This window comes from Solibacillus faecavium (genome assembly GCF_014836905.1).
Taxonomy (GTDB): Bacteria; Bacillota; Bacilli; order Bacillales_A; family Planococcaceae; genus Solibacillus; species Solibacillus faecavium.
This window is the reverse complement of sequence record NZ_JACSPZ010000003.1, coordinates 299,845-323,695: the sequence shown is the minus strand read 5'-3', so window position 1 is coordinate 323,695 and position 23,851 is coordinate 299,845. Positions and strand designations below refer to the sequence as shown.

Annotated in this window: 14 protein-coding genes; 10 read left to right on the top strand and 4 right to left on the bottom strand. The window is 38.9% G+C overall.

Features of this window, described 5'->3' with window-relative positions:
* Positions 1 to 184: 184 nt before the first annotated feature.
* On the bottom strand, positions 185 to 1,888 hold the full coding sequence (locus tag H9635_RS08545; RefSeq protein ID WP_191699762.1) for a sensor domain-containing diguanylate cyclase: 1,704 nt from the start codon (positions 1,886 to 1,888) through the stop codon (positions 185 to 187).
* Between the two features lie 552 nt (positions 1,889 to 2,440).
* Here H9635_RS08545 and H9635_RS08540 point away from each other — a divergent pair.
* Positions 2,441 to 4,243, top strand: coding sequence for a sensor histidine kinase (locus H9635_RS08540; protein WP_191699761.1), 1,803 nt, complete (start codon positions 2,441 to 2,443; stop codon positions 4,241 to 4,243).
* Between the two features lie 16 nt (positions 4,244 to 4,259).
* Entirely contained in the window at positions 4,260 to 5,036 is a 777-nt protein-coding gene (locus H9635_RS08535) for a response regulator (protein ID WP_191699760.1), read from the top strand.
* 93 nt (positions 5,037 to 5,129) lie between these two features.
* Here the strand turns inward: H9635_RS08535 and H9635_RS08530 are convergent, their stop codons facing one another.
* Positions 5,130 to 6,692 carry a BCCT family transporter gene (locus H9635_RS08530; RefSeq protein WP_191699759.1) on the bottom strand — a complete coding sequence of 521 codons (1,563 nt, stop codon included), beginning with the start codon at positions 6,690 to 6,692 and terminating at the stop codon, positions 5,130 to 5,132.
* Between the two features lie 289 nt (positions 6,693 to 6,981).
* Between H9635_RS08530 and H9635_RS08525 the strand changes: the two genes are divergently transcribed.
* Both H9635_RS08525 and H9635_RS08515 read left to right on the top strand, forming a co-directional pair.
* Complete coding sequence (locus H9635_RS08525; RefSeq protein WP_191699758.1) at positions 6,982 to 8,667, top strand: methyl-accepting chemotaxis protein; 1,686 nt, start codon at positions 6,982 to 6,984, stop codon at positions 8,665 to 8,667.
* Positions 8,668 to 8,895: 228 nt separating this feature from the next.
* On the top strand, positions 8,896 to 9,645 hold the full coding sequence (locus H9635_RS08515) for a 3'-5' exonuclease (RefSeq protein WP_191699757.1): 750 nt from the start codon (positions 8,896 to 8,898) through the stop codon (positions 9,643 to 9,645).
* 45 nt (positions 9,646 to 9,690) lie between these two features.
* On the opposite strand, the gene H9635_RS08510 is transcribed toward H9635_RS08515, so the two are convergent.
* On the bottom strand, positions 9,691 to 11,358 hold the full coding sequence (locus tag H9635_RS08510) for an FAD-dependent oxidoreductase (RefSeq protein WP_191699756.1): 1,668 nt from the start codon (positions 11,356 to 11,358) through the stop codon (positions 9,691 to 9,693).
* A 300-nt stretch (positions 11,359 to 11,658) separates the two neighbouring features.
* Positions 11,659 to 12,414, bottom strand: a complete 756-nt coding sequence (locus tag H9635_RS08505; RefSeq protein WP_191699755.1) for a lysozyme inhibitor LprI family protein — start codon at positions 12,412 to 12,414, stop codon at positions 11,659 to 11,661.
* Between the two features lie 372 nt (positions 12,415 to 12,786).
* On the opposite strand from H9635_RS08505, the gene H9635_RS08500 reads away from it, so the two are divergent.
* From H9635_RS08500 to H9635_RS08475, 6 genes are read left to right on the top strand one after another with little or no spacing between them, the layout of a single operon-like run.
* Complete coding sequence (locus H9635_RS08500; protein WP_191699754.1) at positions 12,787 to 14,397, top strand: (2,3-dihydroxybenzoyl)adenylate synthase; 1,611 nt, start codon at positions 12,787 to 12,789, stop codon at positions 14,395 to 14,397.
* Positions 14,398 to 14,430: 33 nt separating this feature from the next.
* Entirely contained in the window at positions 14,431 to 14,685 is a 255-nt protein-coding gene (locus tag H9635_RS08495; RefSeq protein ID WP_191699753.1) for a phosphopantetheine-binding protein, read from the top strand.
* A gap of 5 nt (positions 14,686 to 14,690) precedes the next feature.
* On the top strand, positions 14,691 to 21,647 hold the full coding sequence (locus H9635_RS08490; protein ID WP_191699752.1) for an amino acid adenylation domain-containing protein: 6,957 nt from the start codon (positions 14,691 to 14,693) through the stop codon (positions 21,645 to 21,647).
* Positions 21,640 to 21,846, top strand: a complete 207-nt coding sequence (locus H9635_RS08485; RefSeq protein ID WP_191699751.1) for an MbtH family protein — start codon at positions 21,640 to 21,642, stop codon at positions 21,844 to 21,846. Before H9635_RS08490 ends, H9635_RS08485 begins: the two co-directional genes overlap by 8 nt.
* The gene (locus H9635_RS08480) at positions 21,843 to 23,210 is read left to right on the top strand and encodes a DHA2 family efflux MFS transporter permease subunit (RefSeq protein WP_191699750.1); all 1,368 of its coding nucleotides are present in this window, start codon (positions 21,843 to 21,845) and stop codon (positions 23,208 to 23,210) included. Before H9635_RS08485 ends, H9635_RS08480 begins: the two co-directional genes overlap by 4 nt.
* Entirely contained in the window at positions 23,207 to 23,845 is a 639-nt protein-coding gene (locus H9635_RS08475) for a 4'-phosphopantetheinyl transferase family protein (RefSeq protein ID WP_191699749.1), read from the top strand. The genes H9635_RS08480 and H9635_RS08475 overlap by 4 nt, the downstream gene beginning before the upstream one ends.
* The last annotated feature ends 6 nt before the right edge of the window (positions 23,846 to 23,851 follow it).

The following is a 23,851-nucleotide window of genomic DNA, read 5'->3' as shown; positions in this document are numbered from 1 at the left end:
AAAATATAATCTTAAATTAATTTTAATGATCCTATTAATATCATACATTATTCAGATAAAAAAAGTATGAATTATCGCTCGAATACTCAATAATTAAGAACCAATTTAGAATATAATTTCTTAGAAGTAGACAAAAAAATAAAGCAGTTCAACTTTACTCATCGTAAAATTTGAACTGCTTTTATTATTTCACATATTTGGCTACTTTATTTCGTCCTGCCTGCTTAGCTCCTATATAAAGAGCACGGTCAGCATTTCTTAATAGCCCTATCATTTCGTCAGTATCTTCTGGGGCATTTGATACGCCAATGCTTACTGTAATATGAATAATCTCTTCCTGATTCGTTTCGGTTAAATCAGACTCAATTAAAAACGGTGTGATTTCGATTTTCTGACGTATTTGTTCCCCTAGCTCGGCTGTTTCAGATTTATTTAGATGAGGAATGAGCATAACAAATTCTTCCCCTCCATACCGTGCCAAAACTGCCCCCTCAGGAACAAAGCTTTCCAATATCTTTGCAAATTCCTTTAGGACGATGTTTCCTGCATGATGACCGTACGTATCATTAATTCTTTTAAAATGATCTATATCCATCATCAATAGGGAGAATTGCAAATGCGGATTGGCCTCCACACGATCCTGCTCCACAGCCAACATCTTATCTAAGTAACGATAATTATAAAGACCAGTCAATGCACACGTCTCACTACGTTCCACTGCCGCACTTATATACTTTGCCTTTTCCAGCGATACGGCAAAATACGTCGACAACAAATGAACAATATCCATTTGATACTTTTCGAATGCGTTTTTCTTGCGGGCTGTTAAAATGACTACCCCTTCAGTACGCTGGTTTCGATGAATTGGAACAATCATGACACTGTTCATATCATATGTTAAAAAATCCGGTGCCTGTTCCATCCATTCTTTTGTATTTCCGTATACACTTTTTTCTTCGGATTGGAAGCACTCATTAATAAATGAATTTTGTATTGAATCGGAATCTGTATGGATTTCCCTGTCTTGTTTATCAATTCTTGCACGAAGGATAACATACTTACCATTAAGATTATCAACAATATAGATTGCATCATGTGGGAAAAGTTGACTCACACGATGAATAAATAAATCCATAATTTGCTGGGCACTTAGCCGGTCAGCAAGCTCATGACCAAATTCACTCGCTTTACTAAGGGAATAATTCACCCGCTCTGAAATATTGTACATCTTAACAACAAAAGTAATGACAAAAAAAGGTACCCCTAACAGGAAGATTGCCGGTACGCCTAATTCATTGATCAAAATTACCAATGTTATGCAAAACGGCAAGGTAATAAGTATACTGCTGTAATCCCATTTTGAATCCTCACTAAAGAATTTCTCCTTAATCCCTATTAATCGATCACGTACATATAAGATTAAGTGATTTACAAACATATGGATAAGTGCAAATATTGATCCATATATGAGCAAATGCATTAAATTTGTGTTCCCCACTTCAAACCCCAGTAAATGGACAACTCCCGCAGCGATAAACGATGATGCTACAAACATCCAGGAAATGAATAAAACCCGAGTAACCACATCCGGACGATTTCTCATTTGATAAATAATCGGTATAAGACTAAATTGGACAATGATCATTTCTGCACCGATACCATAAAGAAGAAAGGCAGTTAACGTCACCCATTGCGACAGGACAATTGTCGTTTCGCCTACTTGAAATGGAATGGCAGTAGTAATAATGGCAAATATTAATAAGTACGCAAAAATTTCCAGGTCGATTGGCTGACTAGGAAAGAAAAAATATAAAGCCACCATCATAGGCAGCCCTGTAATTATCCAAAGCAATAGCGTATTGCGTTTGGTTTCATAAGTAAATTCCATCTCCCTCTAGTCAACCCCTTTTTACTGAAATATCTGATAATAATAGTATACAACGTATCTCCATGTATGTATCATGCTTTAATTCCCAATTTATCATTTCTTTTTCCCTATTTTCCAAATAACAAACAGGTAAAAATAACTAATATTAATTTTAATTCATTATTTTAAATATTGATAGATATTTTTTTAAAAATAGAAATTTAGCATGCCTAATAAAGCAAGCCCTAATTATTATTGCGGGATTTGCTTCTTTACATTACAAATTTCACTAGAGAGCCCTTCCACTTATTGCTATATTCATGGCAATTAACCTACAACCATTTCCATAATCAAATTAAAATATAGACTTAATACCTATAAAACTTTATAATCCTATTATGAAATAATGTAATAAATGTATCAAACAGAAATTTCTTACAAAAATCTTACAAAGTTCAATTTAGAGATAGAGCTTTTTACTTAAATGCTATTGGAGGTATTCACATAAAAATCACAAAGGCTCTGCTTGTACTATTTGGTATTGCTTTACTATTACTAATGCCCCTTTTTAGTTTGTATAATAATCAGCCAGCTTTTGCATTACAAGGTCAATTGGATTTGGTTAGTACATCATTTAATAAGGAGAAATTAATCCCGCTTGATGGAACATGGGAATTTTATGAAAGTCAGTTATATGATCAAGAGCAATTTGAAAGAGGTATTTCAAAAAATCCTAAATATATAGAGGTACCTGGAACTTGGTCGACTGAGGCTGAAAAGTCAGGGAGCGGTACATATCGGCTTGTTATTCAAAATGTCCCTACCGATCAAGTGCTTGGCATAAAAAAACAAAATATCCGCAGTGCGAGTAAAATTTTTATTAACGGTAAATTGGTTAGTGAAGAAGGATTTGTAGCTAAACAACAAACAAATTATACAGAAGGAAATATACCAAAATTAATTTTCTTCCAACCAGATAAAGAACAGTTAGAGATTATTATTCAAGTGACCGATTTTTCCTACAACAGTGCAGGCATCTCTAATTCCATCTATTTTGGTGAACAGGATGTTTTAGTTAGTGAAAGCTTTAAACATGTGATATTCGAATTAGGGATCCTTGCAATCTTATTGACAATCGGCATGCTTTATATATTTTTATATTTGTTCGTGGAAAGATACAGGAGGAAAGAATTTTTTATTCTTGCCTTTGCGTTGTCATGTATATTTTTTGCTCTAGTAAATTTATGCTTAAGCGAAAGAACAATTCTTTATCTTATACCAAGCCTATCATTTGAAGCGCTATTTAAAATTAAAGATACTTCCATATTTCTTGCGACAATTTCCTTAATTCTCATTGTTACGCAAATTGATCAAAGACTGCTTAACCCTTTGTTTAAAAATGTATTAATTTTTGTCTACACATTTTATGTACTCGTTATTTTATTGACAACGTTAAATTTCTATCATTCCTTTTTGCCGATTTTTATAGTGTTAAATTGCTTTGTATATTTATATATGATGATAAAAATGTTGTATTTTTATTTTAAAAAAGATGTTGCACGTGATTATCAACAGAAAATTATTATGTTCAGTATGTTGAATATTAATATTTATAATATTAATTTATTGCTCTATAGCTTTGGCTTCACATCTAAATTGCAGCTCGGGTTCTTAAATATACTATTTTATGCAATTGCCCTCGCTATATATTTGACGATACGCGTTAATCATTCATACAAAAGAAATGACCTCTTGACTCACGAACTGGATGTGACAGAGCAAGCTTATTTAGTAGCACAAATTAAACCGCACTTTTTCTTCAATACATTGACGAGTGTAATGTCCCTTTGCTATTCAGACGGAAAAAAGGCAGCTCAGTTACTATCTCATTTCAGCAGCTTTTTAAGACAATCTTTTGAATTTAATTCTCAGGAAATGTATGTTTCAGTTGAGAAAGAAATAAAGCTGTTACATTCGTATATAGCGATTGAACAGGCACGATTCGGCGAGAAGCTTCAGATTGAATTTAATGTAGATCCGGATGCATTAGCAGAATCGATTCTCCCTCTTTCAATTCAGCCATTAGTGGAAAATGCTATTAATCATGGCATTTGTCCTAAAGAGGATTTTAGTATAATTAGAGTATCGATTAATAAAATACATTCACACTTAGTGGTGACGGTTTATGATACAGGGGTCGGTATTCCTTCAAATAAAATTTCAGAGTTGCTAGGTATGTCCAATCAAAAAGAACGGGGAATTGGCATTGCCAATATTAATAGAAGATTGACAAAATATTATGATACTCAGTTAATTATCGAAAGTAAGCTAGGATCATGGACAAAGGTATCGTTTGAAATACCACTTCATAGTTAGAGGGAGAGTGTCATTAGTGCTTAAAGCAGTAATAGTAGACGATGAAAAACTAGTATCAGATTTCCTGAAAATACAACTAGAGCAAACCGGCTTGGCCAATGTAGTTGACCAATTTCAAAAACCGACTACCGCTCTTTGTGAAATCCCAAATTTAAAACCGGATGTTGTCTTTCTGGATATTGAATTGCCTGGCATGAATGGCATTGAACTGGCGACAAAGCTACTCAATGTTTACAGCGAAATAGAGATCGTTTTTGTTACGGCCTACAATCAATATGCTATAGAAGCTTTTAAATTAAATGCTATTCATTATCTCCTAAAACCCGCTGATGAAGAGGACATTCGCACAGCACTAGAAAGAGTAATGGAAAAAAGAAAATATTACTCAAGCACTGTGTGTGATGAACAATTAAGAATTGAGCTTCTTGGACATTTCAAAGTATTCCATAACGGTATAGAAGTTCGGCTGAAGTGGCCTACTGTAAAGGTAGAGGAGCTTTTCGCACTTATGCTCATGTGTCGTAAAAATGGTATTGGGAAATGGCAGCTTACAGAGAAGCTATGGCCAAATGTAGATTTAAAGAAGGCAGAGCAAAACCTATATACAACAATTTACCGGCTAAAGAAGGTTTTAATAGAAAATGAAATACCTATTAGAATTGAAAATGAAAAGGGTAAATATTTTCTTAATTTACCGCACTATACAATCGATATTGATGAGCAGCCTCAATTTGATATAGGGACATTATTTGGTAATAAACAATATCATTGGTTACAGAATGCAAAACAATAATCCTGTTCCTGTATATTAGAAAAACCGCGTATTAACCATCGAATTTCATTCGTGGTAAATAATACGCGGTTTTTATAGGTTGTGCAGTCCTATTTATTTTTTATCTTTGTTTTCACTTTCATCAATCTGTTTCATTATGCGCTTATAACGGGTTAATTCCCGCTTACTGATAGGAATTACTTCGTGCCGTACCATTTTAGCGAAGGACACGATGAGTAAAAGTATGACGACTGTAAATGGAAGTGCAGAAATTAAGGATGCGGTTTGCAGCGCTTCTAGACCGCCTGTAAATAACAGTACGCTTGCAATTGCAGCCATTAATACACCCCATATTACTTTCAACGCATTTGTTGGGTTTAATGCCCCGTTAGAAGTCATACTCGCCATAATAAATGTTGCTGAATCTGCAGAGGTAATGAGGAAAGTAAATATTAAAACCATCCCTATAATAGAAGCAATCGTTGTTAAAGGAAGTTGATCGAGTAATTGGAACAATGCTACTGTTAAATCTGTATTCACTGCCTCAGCGATACTCGTCCCTTTATTTAAATCGAAATAAAGAGCAGAACCGCCAAACACAGCAATCCATAAACAAGAAATTAGTGGAGGAATAATTAGTACCCCTACGATAAATTCGCGGATTGTTCGTCCCCTTGATACGCGGGCTACAAACGAACCAACAAAAGGCGACCAGGCAATGGCCCATGCCCAATAGAAAATTGTCCAGTCCTTAACCCAAGTACCGCCAACATACGGCTGTAAACGCAGGCTATACTCTACAAAATGTGTAATATAATCACTAAGACCTAAAACAAAACTTTCAAGTATGAATACAGTTGGACCTGCAATAAATACAAACAATAATAAGATCATAGCTAGATACATGTTAACATTACTTAAAATCCGAATCCCTTTTTGTAAACCTGTAGTAGAAGAAGCCATATACCCTATAAACATTACGGCAATAATCGACATTTGTACCCAAATCGATATAGGTATATTAAATACAGCGTTTAAACCACCATTTGTTTGGAGGACTCCTAAACCTATTGAAGTAGCAACACCCATTACAGTTGCAATGACCGCTAAAATATCAATCGTATTTTTAATACCTCGTTTTGTTCCTGTGACAGGTTCTAATGCTGTAGACATTAATAGATCCTTTTTTTTGTTAAATTGCATAAATGCCATAACTAATCCCATAATTGCAAATACAGACCATTGACTAACTCCCCAGTGGAAAAAGGAATATCCCATTGCAAGACGAGCAGCGTCTGTCGTCTGCGGCTCCTGATTACTAAATGGTGATGAGAAGAAATGACTCATTGGCTCTGCTACACCCCAGAACACCAAGCCAATCCCTAAACCTGCTGAGAATAGCATCGCAATCCATGAATAAAACTTAAATTCAGGTTTTGCATCTTTCCCACCTAATCGGATTTTCCCATATTTTGAGATGGCTAGCACGATAAGAAATACTACAATAATAAATACAGATAATAAGTAGAACCAACCAAAATAATCGGTTGTTAAACTAAATAAAGAAGTAGCTACATCACTGAATAAATTTGGTGCCACTATACCAAAAATGACACATACTAAAATAAAAATTGCTGAAACAGTAAATACTACGTTTGAAAAATATTTCCCTTTCATATGTTCACCTCATCTTAAAACACATTTAATAGAAAATACCCATTATCATCTATCTTAAACCGTTAGAGTAATAGGAAATTATTTGTGAAACCTATATAAATCAGCACAAATCTTCATAACTTCTAGATATCATACATAAAATCATAATTTTTCCCCTTTACTAATTTATTTGAATTGACTAAATAAATAATCTAAGAGAATTTTTATGAAATAGTATTAAGTTCCTAACTTTTTAGCCGAAATTATATATGCATTTATAACTATAATATTATGGGAGGATAATAAAAATATGACCATTAAAAGGAAATTATACGGAAGCTTTAGCATCATTATTTTAATTCTAGTTTTTCTCTCTACTTTTTCTATTATTAAAATGACAGAAATCGATGAGGACTATTCTTTTGTAATCGAAGACAGGGTATTAAAAGTAATGGAGTTATCGGAAATTCAAAATGCTACATCTTTACAGGGACTATATATTCGTTCCTATGTTTTACGCCAAGATCCAAAAGATTTAGAAAATCTAAATTCTCAAATTGATACAATAAATAAAAAAATAATTGAACTTGAAACTCTGTCTAATACCACTCAATTGCAGGAACAATTAAGCACATTAAAAGAGCAACAAGATTCATATGATGACTATGTTCATGAAGTGGTTCGTTATGTGGACAGTAAAGAAATGGATAAAGCAGATAACATGTTATTTGCGTTCGCTTTACCAACAAGCCAAATTATTCAAGAAACAATCAATAACATTGTTACTACTCAAAAGAAGCTAATGGATACTACGAATACTGAAACAACTGAAAGCGCGAATACAAGTAAAACTTTAGTAATTATTATTTCAGTAATTGGTGTTTTATTTGCAATTGGGCTAGCAATTATCATTACACAAAGTGTTACTCGCCCGTTACGCAAATTAACAAATGCCGCCAATGTCATTGCAAGTGGGGATTTACGCGAGGAAGATATTCAAGTTAAAACAAAAGATGAAATTAATGATCTTGCTACTGCCTTTAATACAATGAAGGCTAGCCTATCCAACTTAATCAGCAACGTATCACTAAATGTATCAAGTACAACTGCAGCTGCAGAACAACTGGCAAGTAGTACCGATGAAGTGACTTCTGCTACGAATGAGGTTGCACAACGTGTAGAAACTGTTGCACTAGGCGCTGGGCAATCTGCAACTACCGGAAATGATTGCGCTGTTGCAATGGATGAAACAGCTCATGGAGTGAGTCGAATCGCTGAAGCTGCACAAGTGTTGAATTCAAAGGCTAATGATATGCAAACAATTGCCAGCGAAGGTAGACAAACATTACAAACTGCAGAACAGCAAATGTTTGTTATCCAGCAGTCGTCTCATAAAACAAAAGAAAAAATAATACAGCTAAGCAAACAGTCTGCAGAAATCGAAAACATCACAAAAGTAATTACCGATATTACAGACCAAACAAATCTACTTGCTTTAAACGCTGCCATTGAAGCTGCACGTGCAGGCGAACATGGTAAAGGTTTTGCTGTTGTGGCTGATGAAGTACGTAAATTAGCAGAGCAATCGAAAAACTCTGCTACAAAAATTGCTGGCTTAACATCTACGATACAAAAGGATACGAAGGAAGTAGAGGAAAGTGTAAGTACGACAGTAGAAAATGTAGATCAAGGTGTAGTTTATTTACAAAATGCTCAAGTTTCATTTAATAATATTGTTGGCGCTATTACAGAAATGACTGCCCAAATACAGGAAGTTTCAGCATCCTCAGAAGAAATTTCAGCAAGTACTGAGGAAGTGGCTGCATCAGTTTCCGAAATGGCTCATGCTGCAAACAGTGCTGCAGATGAAACAAGTGTAGTACTTGCTGCTGTAGAAGAACAAACAGCTACAATGCAGGAAATTAACGCTGTAGCTAAATCAGTAAGTGAAGGTGCAATGAGTATTCAAGAAGAAGTAAATCATTTTAAAATTTAATATTTCAATCAAAAACGCAAAAGCAGTTTAGAAGCTTTTGCGTTTTTGTGTATTGTTTTAAACCACTTTTACAAAGACATGCGCCGGGGGTTTCTTTTCATTTTCACCCGCTACTTTCCAAAATTCCTGGAGAACATTTTGCCCTCAGTCCCAGCCAAATTTCTAGCATTATACGATTAAAATATGATTCAATAAAAGAACGAAAGTTTCATTTTGGAGGGGAAGATGATGAAAATTGAACGAGTGCACATAAGAATTTTTATTACTTGCTCGATTGTAAGCTTCGCCAAGCAGGAAGAATTAGTTGCCAGCTATCCAAAAGAGGCTATTGACGAATTAGAAAAGCATGGCTATATTGCTCGCTCTTTGTATGGTCATTATTACAATACGAAGCTTGCTGCCCAGTATTTAAGAATCTTTATGGCAAGTTACAGTCCACGCTTAAAGGTGGCGGACATGGTGCATATGTTGGAGCAAGCGACCGAGTATGTCGTAGTAGATATTGAAACAACGGGTGGCTCTGCTGCACGAGGGGATAAAATTGTAGAAATTGCCGCATTAAAAGTACGCAACGGAGAAACTATTGATCTTTTTCACCGCTTTGTGAATCCGGAAAAGCCAATCAAAAATTCACATATTCATGGAATAACAAATGAACGTGTGAAAAATGAGAAAACAATCACCCCTGTTATTCACAGCTTTAAGAATTTTTTAGGCGATTTGCCGATTGTTAGCCATCATATCGGTTTTGATTGGTATAGCTTTTTGGCGCTCGAGCTATTTCGCAATGGCATACGCCCTACCAATCAAGCTGCATGCACAGTGTTACTTGCACGTAAATATTTAAACAGTCCTAAAAATAACTTAAACGTCATCGCTGACACTTACAATATCCCGCTTCTAAAGCATCATACTGCAGACGCCGATGCAATTTGTGCAAATGAAATTTTACAGCTGATTATGAAAAAAGCGAATTAACGTCTGGAACTTTTCCTCTGTCCCATTTGTTAATTCGCTTTTATTTTATATAGTTTCTACTTCTGCCTGTTCAAACATTGTGCTTTTTATATGGTTCGCTGAAATATAGCCAAAAACTGTTGTTGGTCCGAGTGTTGAGCCTGGACCTGGATATACTTTGCCCATAACGGATGCCGAGCAATTGCCTGTTGCGTAAAGACCAATGATTGGCTTACCGTCACGTAAAGCCTGGCCATGTTCGTCTGCCACGATACCGCCTTTTGTACCAAGGTCGCCTGGGTATACTTTCACTGCATAGAAAGGCGGCTTACTAATATGCCCAAGATTAGGATTGGCATATGCTGGGTCACCGTAATAATTATCATACGCTGAATCGCCACGTTTATAGTCTTCATCCTTGCCTTTATCGACAAAAGTGTTGAAGCGGTCGATTGTTTTTCGTAGCCCTTCCACATCAATAGCGCAAATTTTTGCCAAATCTTCAATGGAATCCGCACGTTTTAGCCAGCCTGAGTTTAATAATTTCTTCGGTACCATGCGAGGCATCATCGAACCGAATAAATAACGATTCCGATGGCGGCTTTCCATGATCATCCATGAAGGAATTGCCTTTCCTGATTGTTCTTGCTTATCAAGCATTGCCTTTCCTGCATCAACATACGACTCTGCTTCGTTGAAATATCGATTGCCCTCCTGATCAACGATAATTGTATGTGGCAATGAACGTTCATATACTAAAAAGCTCGGTGATCCGTCATCATTAATGGCTGTCGGTCCCCACCAGGCCTCGTCTAAAAGTGCTGTATCTAAACTGTGCTTTTGCGCGATAAGCAGCATATCGCCTTGATTCCCTATACTAGCCGATGACCATTCAGAGCCGATATTATGATATTTACGCCTTAATTCTTCATTACGTTCAAAGCCGCCCCCTGCTAAAATGACCGCCTTTGTTTGAATGAAATACGGTTCGCCATCTTGTTCAATCTCGACTCCTATAATTTCTTCATTTTCAATGATTAAATCCTTTAGTGGGGCTGACAACCGAATCGTTACATCTTGCAGTAATGCCATTTTAATTAGTCGTGATACGAGTCCTTGTCCGATTGAAGTTGCATGCTTACCTTGTAGCTTATATTTAATCCCGCTAAACAGCATCCCCGATACATTCGTGAAATCCTTCATGCTCGTAAAAGTTCGCGGCACAGAATAAACACGCCCTGAATATAGCGGGAAAGGCATTTCCACCATACCTTTACGTAGTAACGACTCATATTCACCTAATTCTCTTAAATCAAAAACTTCTCCTTCAATGGAGCGACCAATTTTACCGCCTGGACGTTCTGGATAATAGTCCGGATAAAGTGGTGCAGCAACCCACTCCATTCCTAATTCTTCTAAGAAGCTGACCATTTTGGAACCGTTTTTGATGTAGGCAACTTTCCGTTCGCGTGTGGAAGCGGGTCCATTATCCTCAATTACGTCTTCCATATATGTTAATGCCTCTTCCTCGCTATCCTGTAAGCCCGCCTTTTTTGATACATGGTTGTTCGGAATCCACAGTCCCCCACCTGATAAGGCAGACGAACCTCCGAATACGTCTGATTTTTCTACAAGCAATACTTTCTGTCCATTATAGGCAGCCGTTATTGCTGCGACTAACCCTCCAGCTCCACTACCTACGACTACAACATCCCACTGTTCTTGCCATTCCATAAATCCCCTCCATTATTATTGTGATGTGCGTTATGTTTTTGTATTTAAATGTCTATTCTAATTTATTCTTGGGATTTCTATAAAAGTAGTGATTTACTTAAATTATTTAGCATGTTCGAAGGGGATTTTATTAGAACAGTTATAGGAGATATTAGAAGATTTCGATGTGATATTAGAACATTCGGGTAGATTATTTGAACATTGTTAGGGCTTATTAGAAGATCCTGGCACTATATTAGCAATTCTTCCTCCATACGTAAAAAGACTGCATGGTATCTAAACCATACAGTCTCATTTCCCTTATTTCATATACTTTTCAACTAATTCATAACATCTTTCTTTAGTTAACTGCGCTTGTACGCTAGCGTATTCCAAATTTTTCATTGAACCGCCTTCAAACTTTGATGCTGCTTCTGCTGCTTTTTCATCACGATGCGTTAACCATTTTCGTTGTTCTTCTCTTAGTTTGTTCATGTCGTTCGGTGAAAGTTGTTGTGTTTCTAGTTGTTTATAGATTTCATTCAATAGTGCATCCCATCGCTCGAATACTTCTACCTGTGCTTCTGTTAACTCAATTTGGGTACCATTTTCAAATACCGGGTCCAATTCTTTTATTCCATTTTCTACTTCTGCTATTTTAGCTAAATACTTTTCCTTTGAACCAGTGGAATTTTGTTCAGCGTTCTCTTTAATACTATTATTAATTTCCATTTCAGCTTCTACAATCATTTTTTCTAACTCCGCTTTCAAACCGCTTTCCAATGAGGCATTTTCAAGCATTGGATGCGCCTTTTCCAACACACCATCCCAATCAGCATTGTCTCTCGTGTCCTTTACTTCTTTAAATTCCTGAAGCTGTGCATACAAAGCCTTTGTCTCTTCATCGTCTGGACTACCATCTGCATTTTCCTCTATTAAAGTTAACGCTTTATCATATTCTTTATTTTCTATTGCTTCGATTACACTGTCGTTTACCGGTTCATCTGCTTCATTACTGCAGCCGACTAAAAGGAGACAAGCAGTAACAATGCTTAAGCTTAAGGAGTTTTTTCTCATACTGTTTCCTTCTCTCTTTTTATAATTTGATCTTTGAAGGCAATTGACTTAAGAAACATTTTCTACAATCACCTTAAATTGGATTCATTATACCATATAGTGGATTTTTCTTTTAAAGCCTCATGATTAATCGGCTAAAATGATTAGCTGTATGGATATCCTACTCCCCTTTAAGATACAGTTTTTAAATTTATAAAATAATAATAAAAGTCTAAAGGACCAGATCGATTGGTCTTATTGAATCAAATTGTCCATCGTTTATTGACTATAAATATTTTAAAGCGTAGCATAACTCTTACAATGAATTGATAATGATTATCAATATCATTGTAGTTTATTCAATAACACTATTGTATCAAGGAGGTTTCTTACATGTTGGATGGGTTTACTCCACGGCCAGATGACAGAGCTGCTTTTTATCGTGAGGTAGGCTGTTGGGAAGGTTTAACGATTGGTCAAATGCTTGAAGATAGAGCTCGTCAGTTTGCTGAAAATGTGGCGGTCATTGATCATGAGCGCACACTTACATATTCGCAGCTAAATGAACGGGTCAATCAATTAGCTAATGGGCTTCTTTTACTAGGAATTCAAAAGGAGGATCGAGTTGTTGTACAGCTCCCAAATGTCGTCGGCTATGTCGAGATCGTATTCGCCTTATTTAAAATTGGCGCATTACCCGTTTTTTCACTGCCCTCTCACCGTTATAACGAAATTCGCTATTTTTGTGAATTTACCGAAGCAAAAGCCTATATCGCTATGGATTCTTTTGGTGGGTTTGATTACCGTAGTCTTGCAAGACAAGTACAGCAGGAGGTTTCTTCGTTAGAACACATTATTAATCTTGGTGACGCACAGGAATTTGTGCCTTTTGATTCGCTATTTACTACACAGTCAATTAGTTTTCCATCAGTAAAAGGAAGCGAAGTGGCTTTCTTGCAGCTTTCAGGCGGAAGCACAGGGATTTCCAAACTTATTCCGCGTACACATGATGAATATATGTACACGATTAAATTGAGTGTGGAGCATTGCCACGTGACAGAAGATACTGTGCTTTTGGTTGTATTGCCGGTTTCTCATAACTATCCAATGAGTTCTCCAGGTATTTTAGGCGTTCTGTATGCAGGTGGAAAGATCGTATTAAGTTCTTCACCAAGTCCTGATGTGGCATTCCCACTTATTGAAAAGCACCGCGTGACAATGCTTCAGCTTGTTCCTTCGCTTGCGCTGCATTGGCTGGATGTCAAACCGATTCACAAAGAGGATTTATCTAGCTTGGAAGTAATGCTTGTTGGTGGCTCCAAGTTCAGCGCTCAAGCGGCCAAACGCGTACGTCCTATATTTGATTGCCAGCTACAGCAAGTGTTCGGGATGGCGGAAGGTTTAGTAAACTACACAAGATTGGACGACCCGGATGAAATCGTTATCCATACACAAGGTCGACCAATGTCACCGTATGATGAAGTAAAAGTTGTTGACGATGAAGATCAAGAATTACCGATTGGAGAGGCAGGACATCTGTTGACACGTGGTCCTTACACTATTCAGGGATACTATAAAGCTCCGGAGCATAATGAAAAAGCCTTCACAAAAGATGGTTTTTACCGGACTGGCGATATTGTACGTAAAACTGAAGATGGTTATCTCATCGTGGAGGGTCGAGCTAAAGATCAAATTAACCGCGGTGGTGAAAAAATAGCGGCAGAGGAAGTTGAAAATATGTTGCTTGCCCATCCGGCTGTACATGACGCAGCAATCGTTGCTATGCCTGATTACTATATGGGCGAAAAAAGTTGTGCCTTTATTATTCTAAGAAATCCAGATGTGACGAAGCGCCAATTGAAGTCTTTCCTGCGGGAACGAGGTTTGGCAACGTACAAAATTCCGGATGAAATACTATTTGTGGAGAGCTTTCCGTTGACTCATCTTGGTAAGGTTTCGAAAAAAGATTTGCGTCTTTCGTTTGAAAAACAGTTACACACTTAAAATACTGAATATTAAGAAAAGAAGGTTGATATTATGGTAAATCAAACTGATTTTACAATTGAACAGCTCCGCGCTTTTGTCGCATCCTATGTGACAGAGCCTATAGATACTATTTCAGATGAAGATTATTTACTGGATGTCGGCATTGACTCTATTACGATGATGACAATCGTTGAGGAGCTGCGCCAAAAAGGGTTTCCCCTTACATTTATCCAGCTCGCAGACAATCCAACAATCAAGGGCTGGCATAGTCTTATTAAAGAATTTGAAGCTGATTACGGAGGATGAAATAAATGATCGAATTACGTTTCCCTTTAACTGAAGCTGCTTCTGGGATATGGTATGCCCATCACCTAACGGAAAGTCCTTTATACAATACAGCGGAGTATTTACATATTCCTGCTTACATCGATACCGATTTACTTTTACAGGCTGTAGATGCCACTATTGGGAGCGCAGTTGGGCTGCATATCAAATGTTCGGAAGAAGAAGGTTCACTTTATCAGAAAATCCCTTCTTCTATTACGTTTCAGGCAGAAAAGATATCATATTCAACAGAAGAAGCATTTTTGCACATGCAAGCAGATGTGGAAATAGTACGCAACCTAGGAAAGGACGATTTAGTTCGTGCCATACTATTCTCTGCGTCTTCCGAAGAGCACTTTCTCTACTTGCGCATCCACCATCTTGTAAGTGATGCCTATAGTTTCCGGTTAATATTTCAGCAAATTAACGAGCGTTACTCGGCTTTAGTTCAAAATAAGCCATATACAAAGCACTTTGGTGATTATGTTCAAATGGTTGAGCAAGACCTGCAATATAAAACTTCCGAACAGGCAAAGAAGGATGCTTCCTATTGGATTTCTAAGTTGCAAGAAACAGAGGTCATCTCACTTAGCAGAAAAAAGAGTAGCAAAATGGGACAAGTCATTTTACATCAAGCCCCCCTTTCTTCAGCAACGTGGATGAACTTGCAGCAATATAGTAAGCAATTGCACGTTAACATGCAGGAAGTCATTAGTGCCGCAGTAATTGCCTATACGAAACGTATGACACAGGCGAAGGATGTCATTGTTGGCATTCCGATGATGAACCGTTTTGGGCATAAGGCAATGTCTGTGCCTTGTACACGAGTTAATATTTTGCCTTTACGTGCTTCTTTCAATACGGAGCAAACTTTTGAAGAACTTTGTCAAATGGTCAAGGGCTTAATGGATGAGATGAAACCACATCAATATTACCGTCAAGAGCAGATGCGCCGTGATTTACAGCTGACAACCGATGATCAGCTGTATGGTCCAGAAATTAATTTCATGCCGTTTTATGAAAACTATATGTTTGGGAAAGTGAAAGTCGAAAATAGGAAGGTTGTTACAGGTCCGGTTGAGGATATTTCGTTCAATTTTTACAGTACACCTCATGGCATGCAGCTCGATCTTGTAGCAAACGCGGACCTTTATGACAAAGAAGAACTGGAACATCATTCAGCACGTTTCCTACAATTTCTTGATTTGCTGTTGGAAACAGTAGATGCTCCGATGTTTCAATTGCCAGTCCTATTGAATGAAGAGTTCGTCATGTTCCAGGATAAACAAGGCCCTGTCAGTGAACTGAACAACATCACAGTTTATGAATTGTTTAAAAAGCAAATGCAGAACATGCCCGGTGCTACCGCTATCAAAATAAATAATACACATATTACGTACGCTGAACTCGACCTGCTTGTCGGGCGAATTGCCCATCAATTGAAAGCGCATGACATTGGACTCGAAGACTTTGTAGGAATTTGCATGGAACGGTCGATTGAAATGGTCGCAACGATGCTTGCCTGCTTCAAGCTAGGTGCTGCCTATATTCCAATGGACCCTACTTATCCGGAAGAACGGCTGCTTTATATGATCGAGGATGCTTGCCCTAAAATTGTTCTCGTTAACGGAGAGGTTTCCTTTATTGCAGAAGGAACACCAATTGTGCCATTACAACCTTCCAAGCAAATATACGAACCGATTACTTCTTGCATCGGACAGACTGCTTATATGATTTATACGTCCGGTTCAACAGGTAATCCAAAAGGTGTCGTTGTAGAAATGCCAAGCTTAGTGAACTTTTTACAGGCAATGCAGCAGCAATTTTCACTATCCGAAAAGGACAATTTACTGGCGATTACTACGATTTCTTTCGATATTTCAGCTTTGGAAATTTACTTACCGTTGCTATACGGGGCCTCAATTCATCTGGCAACTAAAGAACAAGTGCAAGATCCAATTCTGATGCAGGCGCTAATCGAGCAGCAAAACATTTCAATTATGCAGGCAACACCTACTGTTTGGCAGATGATGGTCCAGTATGCAAAAGATGCACTGAACGGACTCACTGTACTTGTTGGCGGTGAAGCACTCTCAAGAAATCTTGCCCTGTCATTATTGGAAGCCGGAGCAACTGTCTACAATATGTATGGACCTACCGAAACAACAATCTGGTCCACTTGTACTGAAATCCGTCCGCAAGAGGCTCCTTCATTAGGATCTGCTATCGACCGGACCGAGGTTTATGTACTGGATGCTATGCTTCAGCCAGTTCCGATTGGAGTCATTGGTGAATTGTATATCGCTGGTGAGGGGTTGGCTCGTTGTTATCATAATCGTCCTTCGTTAACGGCTGAGCGCTTTGTTGCTAACCCTTTTGCTGCCGGGAAACGAATGTACCGGACTGGTGATTTAGTTGTATGGCAGGCAGATGGCAACCTTCATTATATTAGCCGCGCCGACCATCAAGTGAAAATACGAGGCTTCCGCATTGAGTTGGGAGAAATCGAAAATGCGCTTGAAGAAATCACTGCGATTGAACAGGCTGTTGTTGTCATGATACGTGAAGATCAGCCCGGTGATAAACGGATTGTTGCCTATGTAATAGGGGATGAATCAGAAGAACAATGTAGACAACAGCTGGCAGAAAGATTGCCTGATTATATGGTACCTGCTCACTTTGTTTTCATGGAAACATTCCCACAAACGAGTAATGGTAAAATTGATCGGTTGAAGCTGCCGCAGCCTGTTATTTCACATATAGAAAAAATGGAACCAACAACACGTACTGAAGTAACGATATGCGACTTTTTTAAGGGGATTTTAAAACTCAACTCAGTAGGAATCGACGAAGACTTCTTCCAGCTAGGAGGACATTCCCTATTAGCAACCGAGCTGCTATTGCAATTACGGAAAACATTCGCAATCGATTTATCCATTTCCGTTATTTTCAATCACCCTACTGTAATAGATTTGGCTCAAGCTGTGGAACAGGCGAAGAAAAAATCACTTGCTGTCATTGACAGACAACAGGTGGAAGTAATTCCTTTATCACATGCACAGCGCAGTCTTTGGTTTATCCAGCAACTGGACGAATCAAGTGCATCTTATAATATTCCAATTGTTTATACATTTGAACAGCCAATCGATGTTTTAAAACTGATTAAAGCTATTGGTAAAGTTGTAGAAAAACATGCGATTTTACGGACAATTTACCCAGCCATTGATGGTGTACCCTATCAGCAATTAGTTGATGAAGCGCCTAAAGTTCTCATTGAGGAAGTTGACCCAGACGAAGTGCAGGCCCAAATTAAAGCTTGCACACGTTATGCTTTCGATTTAAAACATGAGCCTGGATTCCGTGTGACGCTTATTAATAGGAAAACTCTGGTAGTCGTGTTTCATCATATTAGTGCGGATGGCTGGTCACTTGCGACATTTACCGAAGATTTGCAGCTTGCCTATGACAACAATGATCTCGAACCGTTAGAAATTCAATATCACGACTTTGCAGTTTGGCAGCAAACGGAAGGTGTTTACACAAACGACAACTTATCATACTGGATGGAGAAACTAAAGCACTCACCAGATGAAATTGAGCTTGTTCGGGATGGCAAGCGTCAATTTCAGTCTAAACCAGAAAGCGAGACATTAACTTTTACAATTGATGCCGCACTTCATCAACGATTGCAGCAGCTCGCTAAAAATAAACAGGCTACTCTTTACATGGTGCTTCAAAGTGGATTTTTAGCTTTAATGACGAAACTTGGTGCAGGCGAGGATCTGATTCTCGGTAGTCCAATGGCCGGCCGTGATCAGGAAGAATTGATGGCTAATGTCGGTATGTTCATAAATACAGTAGCCATGCGGACCGATACTTCCGGAGACCATAACTTTGTAACATTACTGGAGCGAGTGAAACAAACATGCATTGAAGCAATGGAGCACCAGTATGTTCCTTTTGACCATATTGTAGAGCGCTTGAAGCCGACACGTGTCCCTTCTCAGCATCCGATATTCCAGATTATGTTTGCTTTGCAAAATACACCTCAGCCGTCTCTTGTATTGGAGCAACAAAAAGCCGATATTCAGCTACATACTGTAGGTCAACCGAAATTCGATTTAAACATTGAAATGCGTGAGGAATTCATTGGCGACAAACCAAACGGCATCGAGGTCTTGGTAGAATACAGAACGGATTTATATAAAAAAGAAACGGTGTCCGCTCTCCTACAACGCTATGTTTCCGTACTTGAACAGGTGATGAACAACCCAATCCTGTCTGAGCTGAATGTGATGTTGGAAGGTGAACAGAAGAAAGTGCTGCTTGACTGGAACCCGAAAGGTCATAAAAGCGAACAAAAAACGATAGCTGAACAATTCGAAGCGATTGCAGAAATGCATCCACAACGCATTGCCGTAAGTGACGACAATGAGGAGCTCACTTATCTGGACCTGAATCGAAAAGCAAATCAGCTAGCGCATATTTTATTCGAAAAGGGAGTTACATCCGAAACATTTGTAGCACTTTTAATGCCGCGCTCGGTCGATATGATTGTCAGTATTTTAGCAGTGTTAAAAACCGGTGCTGCCTATGTACCGATTGATCCTGTTTATCCGAAGGACCGTATTGACTATATATTGAAGGATTCTGTTCCTAGCTGCTTAATCACTTCCGTTGATTTGAAGCTAAAAGCAGAAGCAATGAATGTAATGGAATTCATCGTAATGGAGGAGCTTCCTCTTGCATCATATCCTTCTGAAAATATTAAACATCATGAGCGCTTAGGTATCCTTCACCCAATGAATCCGGCTTATGTCATTTATACATCCGGTTCAACGGGTCGTCCAAAGGGTGTGGTGATACCTAACCAAAATGTCATCCGCTTACTTGATGCAACAAATGAATGGTTCCACTTCAATGAAGAAGATCGCTGGTCGCTGTTCCATTCCTATGCATTTGACTTTTCGGTATGGGAAATTTGGGGCGCCCTATTATACGGTGGCGAGCTTGTCGTCATCCCATACAATGTAAGCCGCTCGCCACTCGACTTTTTGGCGTTACTTGCCGAGAAGAAAATTACGGTGCTGAACCAAACACCATCCGCGTTCTATCAGCTAATGGCAGTGGATAAGGAACAGCCAGAATTATCCGAAAAACTGGCGCTTCGCTATATTGTTTTTGGTGGTGAGGCACTTAATCTCACACGTTTACAGGAATGGTATGACCGACATCCGGAAGATGCCCCTACCCTTGTGAATATGTATGGAATCACGGAGACAACTGTACATGTAAGCTACTTAAGATTAAACGAAGAGCTTAGCCAATCACAGGCAAATAGCTTGATTGGTACGGCGATTCCCGATTTAAATATTTATGTTCTTGATGAGCAGTTAAAGCCTGTTCCGCCAGGTGTTGTTGGTGAAATGTATGTTACGGGTGAAGGCTTGGCACAAGGTTATTTAAATCAAGCATCCCTTACTGCCGAACGTTTTATCGCCAACCCTTATGGCACTCCGGGAAGTCGTATGTACCGGACTGGTGATTTAGCTCGATGGACGAAAAACGGCGAGTTGGATTATATCGGACGTATCGATCATCAAGTAAAAATACGTGGTTTCCGCATCGAGCTTGGTGAAATTGAACAAGTTCTTCTGAAACATTCGCAAATTGCACAAGTAGCCGTCATCGCTAGAGAAGATCGACCTGGTGATGTACGCTTGGCTGCCTACTATGTTCCGGAGCAAGGACGTGCTGTTACTGAACAAATGTTGAAGGAATTCGCTTCCTTGTCGTTACCAGCATATATGGTCCCGACTAGCTACACTTTCTTGGAGCAGATGCCACTAACAGCGAATGGAAAGCTCGATACGAAGCAGCTTCCTGCACCAGTCATCACATTGCAGGAGCTTGTTTTACCAAAAACACCACAGGAAACTTTGCTCTGTGAACTATTCTGTGAAGTACTGAATCTTCCACAGGTTGGAACAGACGACAGCTTCTTTGAACTTGGCGGCCACTCCTTATTAGCCGTTCAGCTTATTGGACGCATTCGCGAGGCTTTCGGTAAAGAGCTCGCAATCGGACATCTATTTGAAGCACCTACCGTATCTGGACTGACCCATGCTCTGCAAAATGGAAAGGATTCTCAAGCTTTAAACGTTGTTCTACCGCTACGTGATGGGGAACAACCGATCTTTGCCATTCATCCTGCCGGCGGATTAAGTTGGTGCTATGCCGGACTTTTAAAAAATCTGTCTGCTGAATTTGCCCTTTACGGCATTCAAGCACAAGGTATTGCAGAAGACTGCGAACTCCCTCGCTCTTTGACTGAAATGGCATTGAGCTATATCGAGGCAATTAAGGAAATTCAACCAACAGGACCTTATCGTTTGCTCGGCTGGTCATTAGGTGGAAATGTCGTGCAGGAAATGGCTGTACAACTGGAACACCAAGGAGAATGTGTATCGCTTCTTTGCATTTTGGATGCTTATCCGTTTGCATTCGTTCCTCCAGTTAAATTGACCGAGGAACAGGAGGCTCTTGTTGCGCTACTTGCCCTAGCCGGCTATGAACCTGATATGGAAGATGAGGTTACTCAGGAATATGTGATGGATGCCTTGAAAGCAGAGGGCAGTGCAATTGCCACATTGGATGAATCGACGATTTTACGCTTAAAAGAAGTTTATAAAAACTCGATTAACTTACTGAAAGAACATAAGCCTCAAATTTATTGTGGGGATGTTTTATTTTATAAATCTACACTCGTACCAGATTGGATACCAGATGTTGATGTAGCGTCCTGGAAACCATATATCAAGGGAGAGCTTACACAGATTGATATTGCCTGTCGCCATAAAGATATGTGTCAATCCATCCCATTGAATGAAATCGGTCAAACTTTAATCAACCACTTAGTAAAGGAGAAAAAAATGTATGTCTAACCCTTTTGAACAAGCTGATCGTGAATACTATGTTTTGCGAAATGCAGAAGAACAGTACTCCTTATGGCCAGCAGCGATTCCTTTCCCTACTGGATGGGAGATCGCTTTCGGACCAGCTGTAAAAGCATCTTGTCAACTATATATAGAAGAAACATGGGTAGATATGAGACCTAAAAGTCTGCGGAGTCTTTTAGGATGAAAACCCAACGAGCAGTTATTATCGTCCTCTATGTAGTGGCGATGTTCATGGTTTCCATTGATGGAACAATCGTCAATGTGCTACTTCCGACAATTACCAATGAATTTGGTGTAGCTCCAGCTGCGACGAACGCCATTAATATCGGCTACCTTGTCAGCATTGCTATTGCGTTGCCTGCTGCCGGCTATTTAAGCAATCGTTTCGGCGTAAAGAAAATGTATCTCCTTTCTGTTAGTTTGTTTACATTCGCCTCTCTTCTATGTGGGTTGGCTGATAGCTTGCAGGCTCTTATTCTGGCGCGTGTTCTGCAAGGACTGGCAGGAGGAATTATTACACCTGTGAGCATGACCTTACTATTTCGGACATTTTCTCCGCCAGAAAGACAAAACCTGTCTCGCTCATTAGTATTGCCAATCGCTTTTGCACCGGCGATTGGCCCCCTCGTGGGAGGACTGTTTTCCGAATATTTATCATGGAACTGGGCGTTTTTCATTAATATTCCGTTTGGCCTCATAATCGTACTGATTGGGTTTTATGCCGTGAACGAGTTCGAGCTATATAAAGCGCCATTTGATACGAAGGGCTACGTGCTAATCGCGATCGGTTTGCCGATGTTAATGCTGACACTTAGTCTTATTGCTTCTGAAGGTATTTCTTTAGCTGTCTTAATGTGTGCAGTCATCGGTGTATTTTTATTAAGACGCTTTTATGTATATGAAAAGCAAATAAAGGAACCTCTTCTGGATGTGCGCCTTTATGAAGAGCCACAGTTCCGTTCTTCAAGTCTTGTTGCGATGTGTTCTATGGGTGCCTTAATGGGAATGCTTTACCTGTTCCCTCTTATGTATCAATATACTTACTCGGCTTCACCGTTAGAAAGCTCTCTTATTACGTTTACCGAAGCACTCGGATTGATGGTAGCGTCAAAATTACTGCCTGGAATGGCTAAGCGTTTTGGCATGCTTTTCACAGTACGTCTTGGTCTGATTGGTACTGTTATTATTTTCTGCTGTATTGCCATCATTGGTCCTTCAGCAAACCCTTGGCTATTGCGCGGCTTGATGTTCGCAATGGGTGTATGTTTAGGGCATAGCGTAATTGGCTCTCAAATTTCCGCATTTCATCATGTAGCGAAAAGCCAGATGAGTAAAGCAACTACACTGTACAATATGCTCAATCGAGTTGGCGCAGCTGCAGGAATTGCGCTTGTCGCAACTACATTAACAGTGACTGGTCGTTACTTATCAGAAATGCTTTCTTATCAATATGCACTTATCGCTACGGTTGGACTGCTTTTGGCAGGTTTAGTATGTTCTTTATTTACCAAAGAAAACGAAACCATTCTAAAAGGTGAGAAAGCATGACAACTATTGCCTATTGTAAAATTGACGATATGCCCGCTGAGTGGCAATATTATCTTCCTTTTTTAGAAGCGGAAGTGGTTCAGCGTGTTGAGCGAATGAGGAAAGTGGAAGATCAGTTGAGAACAGTTTGTGCCCATTTGCTGACGAAAATGGAGTTTACAACAACCTTTCAAAAAGAACTTTGCATATATAAAGATTCGAATGGTAAATACCAGACAGGACAAGACTTTCACTTCAACATTTCGCATTCAGGGGATTATGTTGCATGTGCCTTTAGTGCTTTTCCCGTCGGCATAGATATTGAACAACACGTAAAAAGAGATTTTTCGCTCTTTCAGTCTTTATGGAGCGAGGAAGAAAAACAGCTTTATCCGCTTCATGAACAGGAAGCTTTCTATGGGCTGTGGACTGCAAAGGAAAGTTACGGGAAGTACAAAGGGTTTGGTCTTCACACTTCATTGACTGAAGCGACCATTCAACGAGATGGGTTGATTCACCTTCCCCTAGGAATCGAACAGGCCCATGTCATTCCTTTCTTTATTGCTCCTAATTACAGTGCTACGCTGTGTACCGAGGATTCCTTGGACGCTGTTACGCCGTATAAGTGGGGACAGATTGAAGCATTTTTTAAATAATAGTGC

Excerpts from the sequence above, each read along its gene's own strand:
- H9635_RS08510 (WP_191699756.1), bottom strand. The coding sequence starts at position 11,358 with ATGGAATGGCAAGAACAGTGGGATGTTGTAGTCGTAGGTAGTGGAGCT.
- H9635_RS08530 (WP_191699759.1), bottom strand. The coding sequence starts at position 6,692 with ATGAAAGGGAAATATTTTTCAAACGTAGTATTTACTGTTTCAGCAATT.
- H9635_RS08525 (WP_191699758.1), top strand. The coding sequence starts at position 6,982 with ATGACCATTAAAAGGAAATTATACGGAAGCTTTAGCATCATTATTTTA.
- H9635_RS08495 (WP_191699753.1), top strand. The coding sequence starts at position 14,431 with ATGGTAAATCAAACTGATTTTACAATTGAACAGCTCCGCGCTTTTGTC.
- H9635_RS08500 (WP_191699754.1), top strand. The coding sequence starts at position 12,787 with ATGTTGGATGGGTTTACTCCACGGCCAGATGACAGAGCTGCTTTTTAT.
- H9635_RS08545 (WP_191699762.1), bottom strand. The coding sequence starts at position 1,888 with ATGGAATTTACTTATGAAACCAAACGCAATACGCTATTGCTTTGGATA.
- H9635_RS08480 (WP_191699750.1), top strand. The coding sequence starts at position 21,843 with ATGAAAACCCAACGAGCAGTTATTATCGTCCTCTATGTAGTGGCGATG.
- H9635_RS08515 (WP_191699757.1), top strand. The coding sequence starts at position 8,896 with ATGAAAATTGAACGAGTGCACATAAGAATTTTTATTACTTGCTCGATT.
- H9635_RS08490 (WP_191699752.1), top strand. The coding sequence starts at position 14,691 with ATGATCGAATTACGTTTCCCTTTAACTGAAGCTGCTTCTGGGATATGG.
- H9635_RS08485 (WP_191699751.1), top strand. The coding sequence starts at position 21,640 with ATGTCTAACCCTTTTGAACAAGCTGATCGTGAATACTATGTTTTGCGA.
- H9635_RS08505 (WP_191699755.1), bottom strand. The coding sequence starts at position 12,414 with ATGAGAAAAAACTCCTTAAGCTTAAGCATTGTTACTGCTTGTCTCCTT.
- H9635_RS08475 (WP_191699749.1), top strand. The coding sequence starts at position 23,207 with ATGACAACTATTGCCTATTGTAAAATTGACGATATGCCCGCTGAGTGG.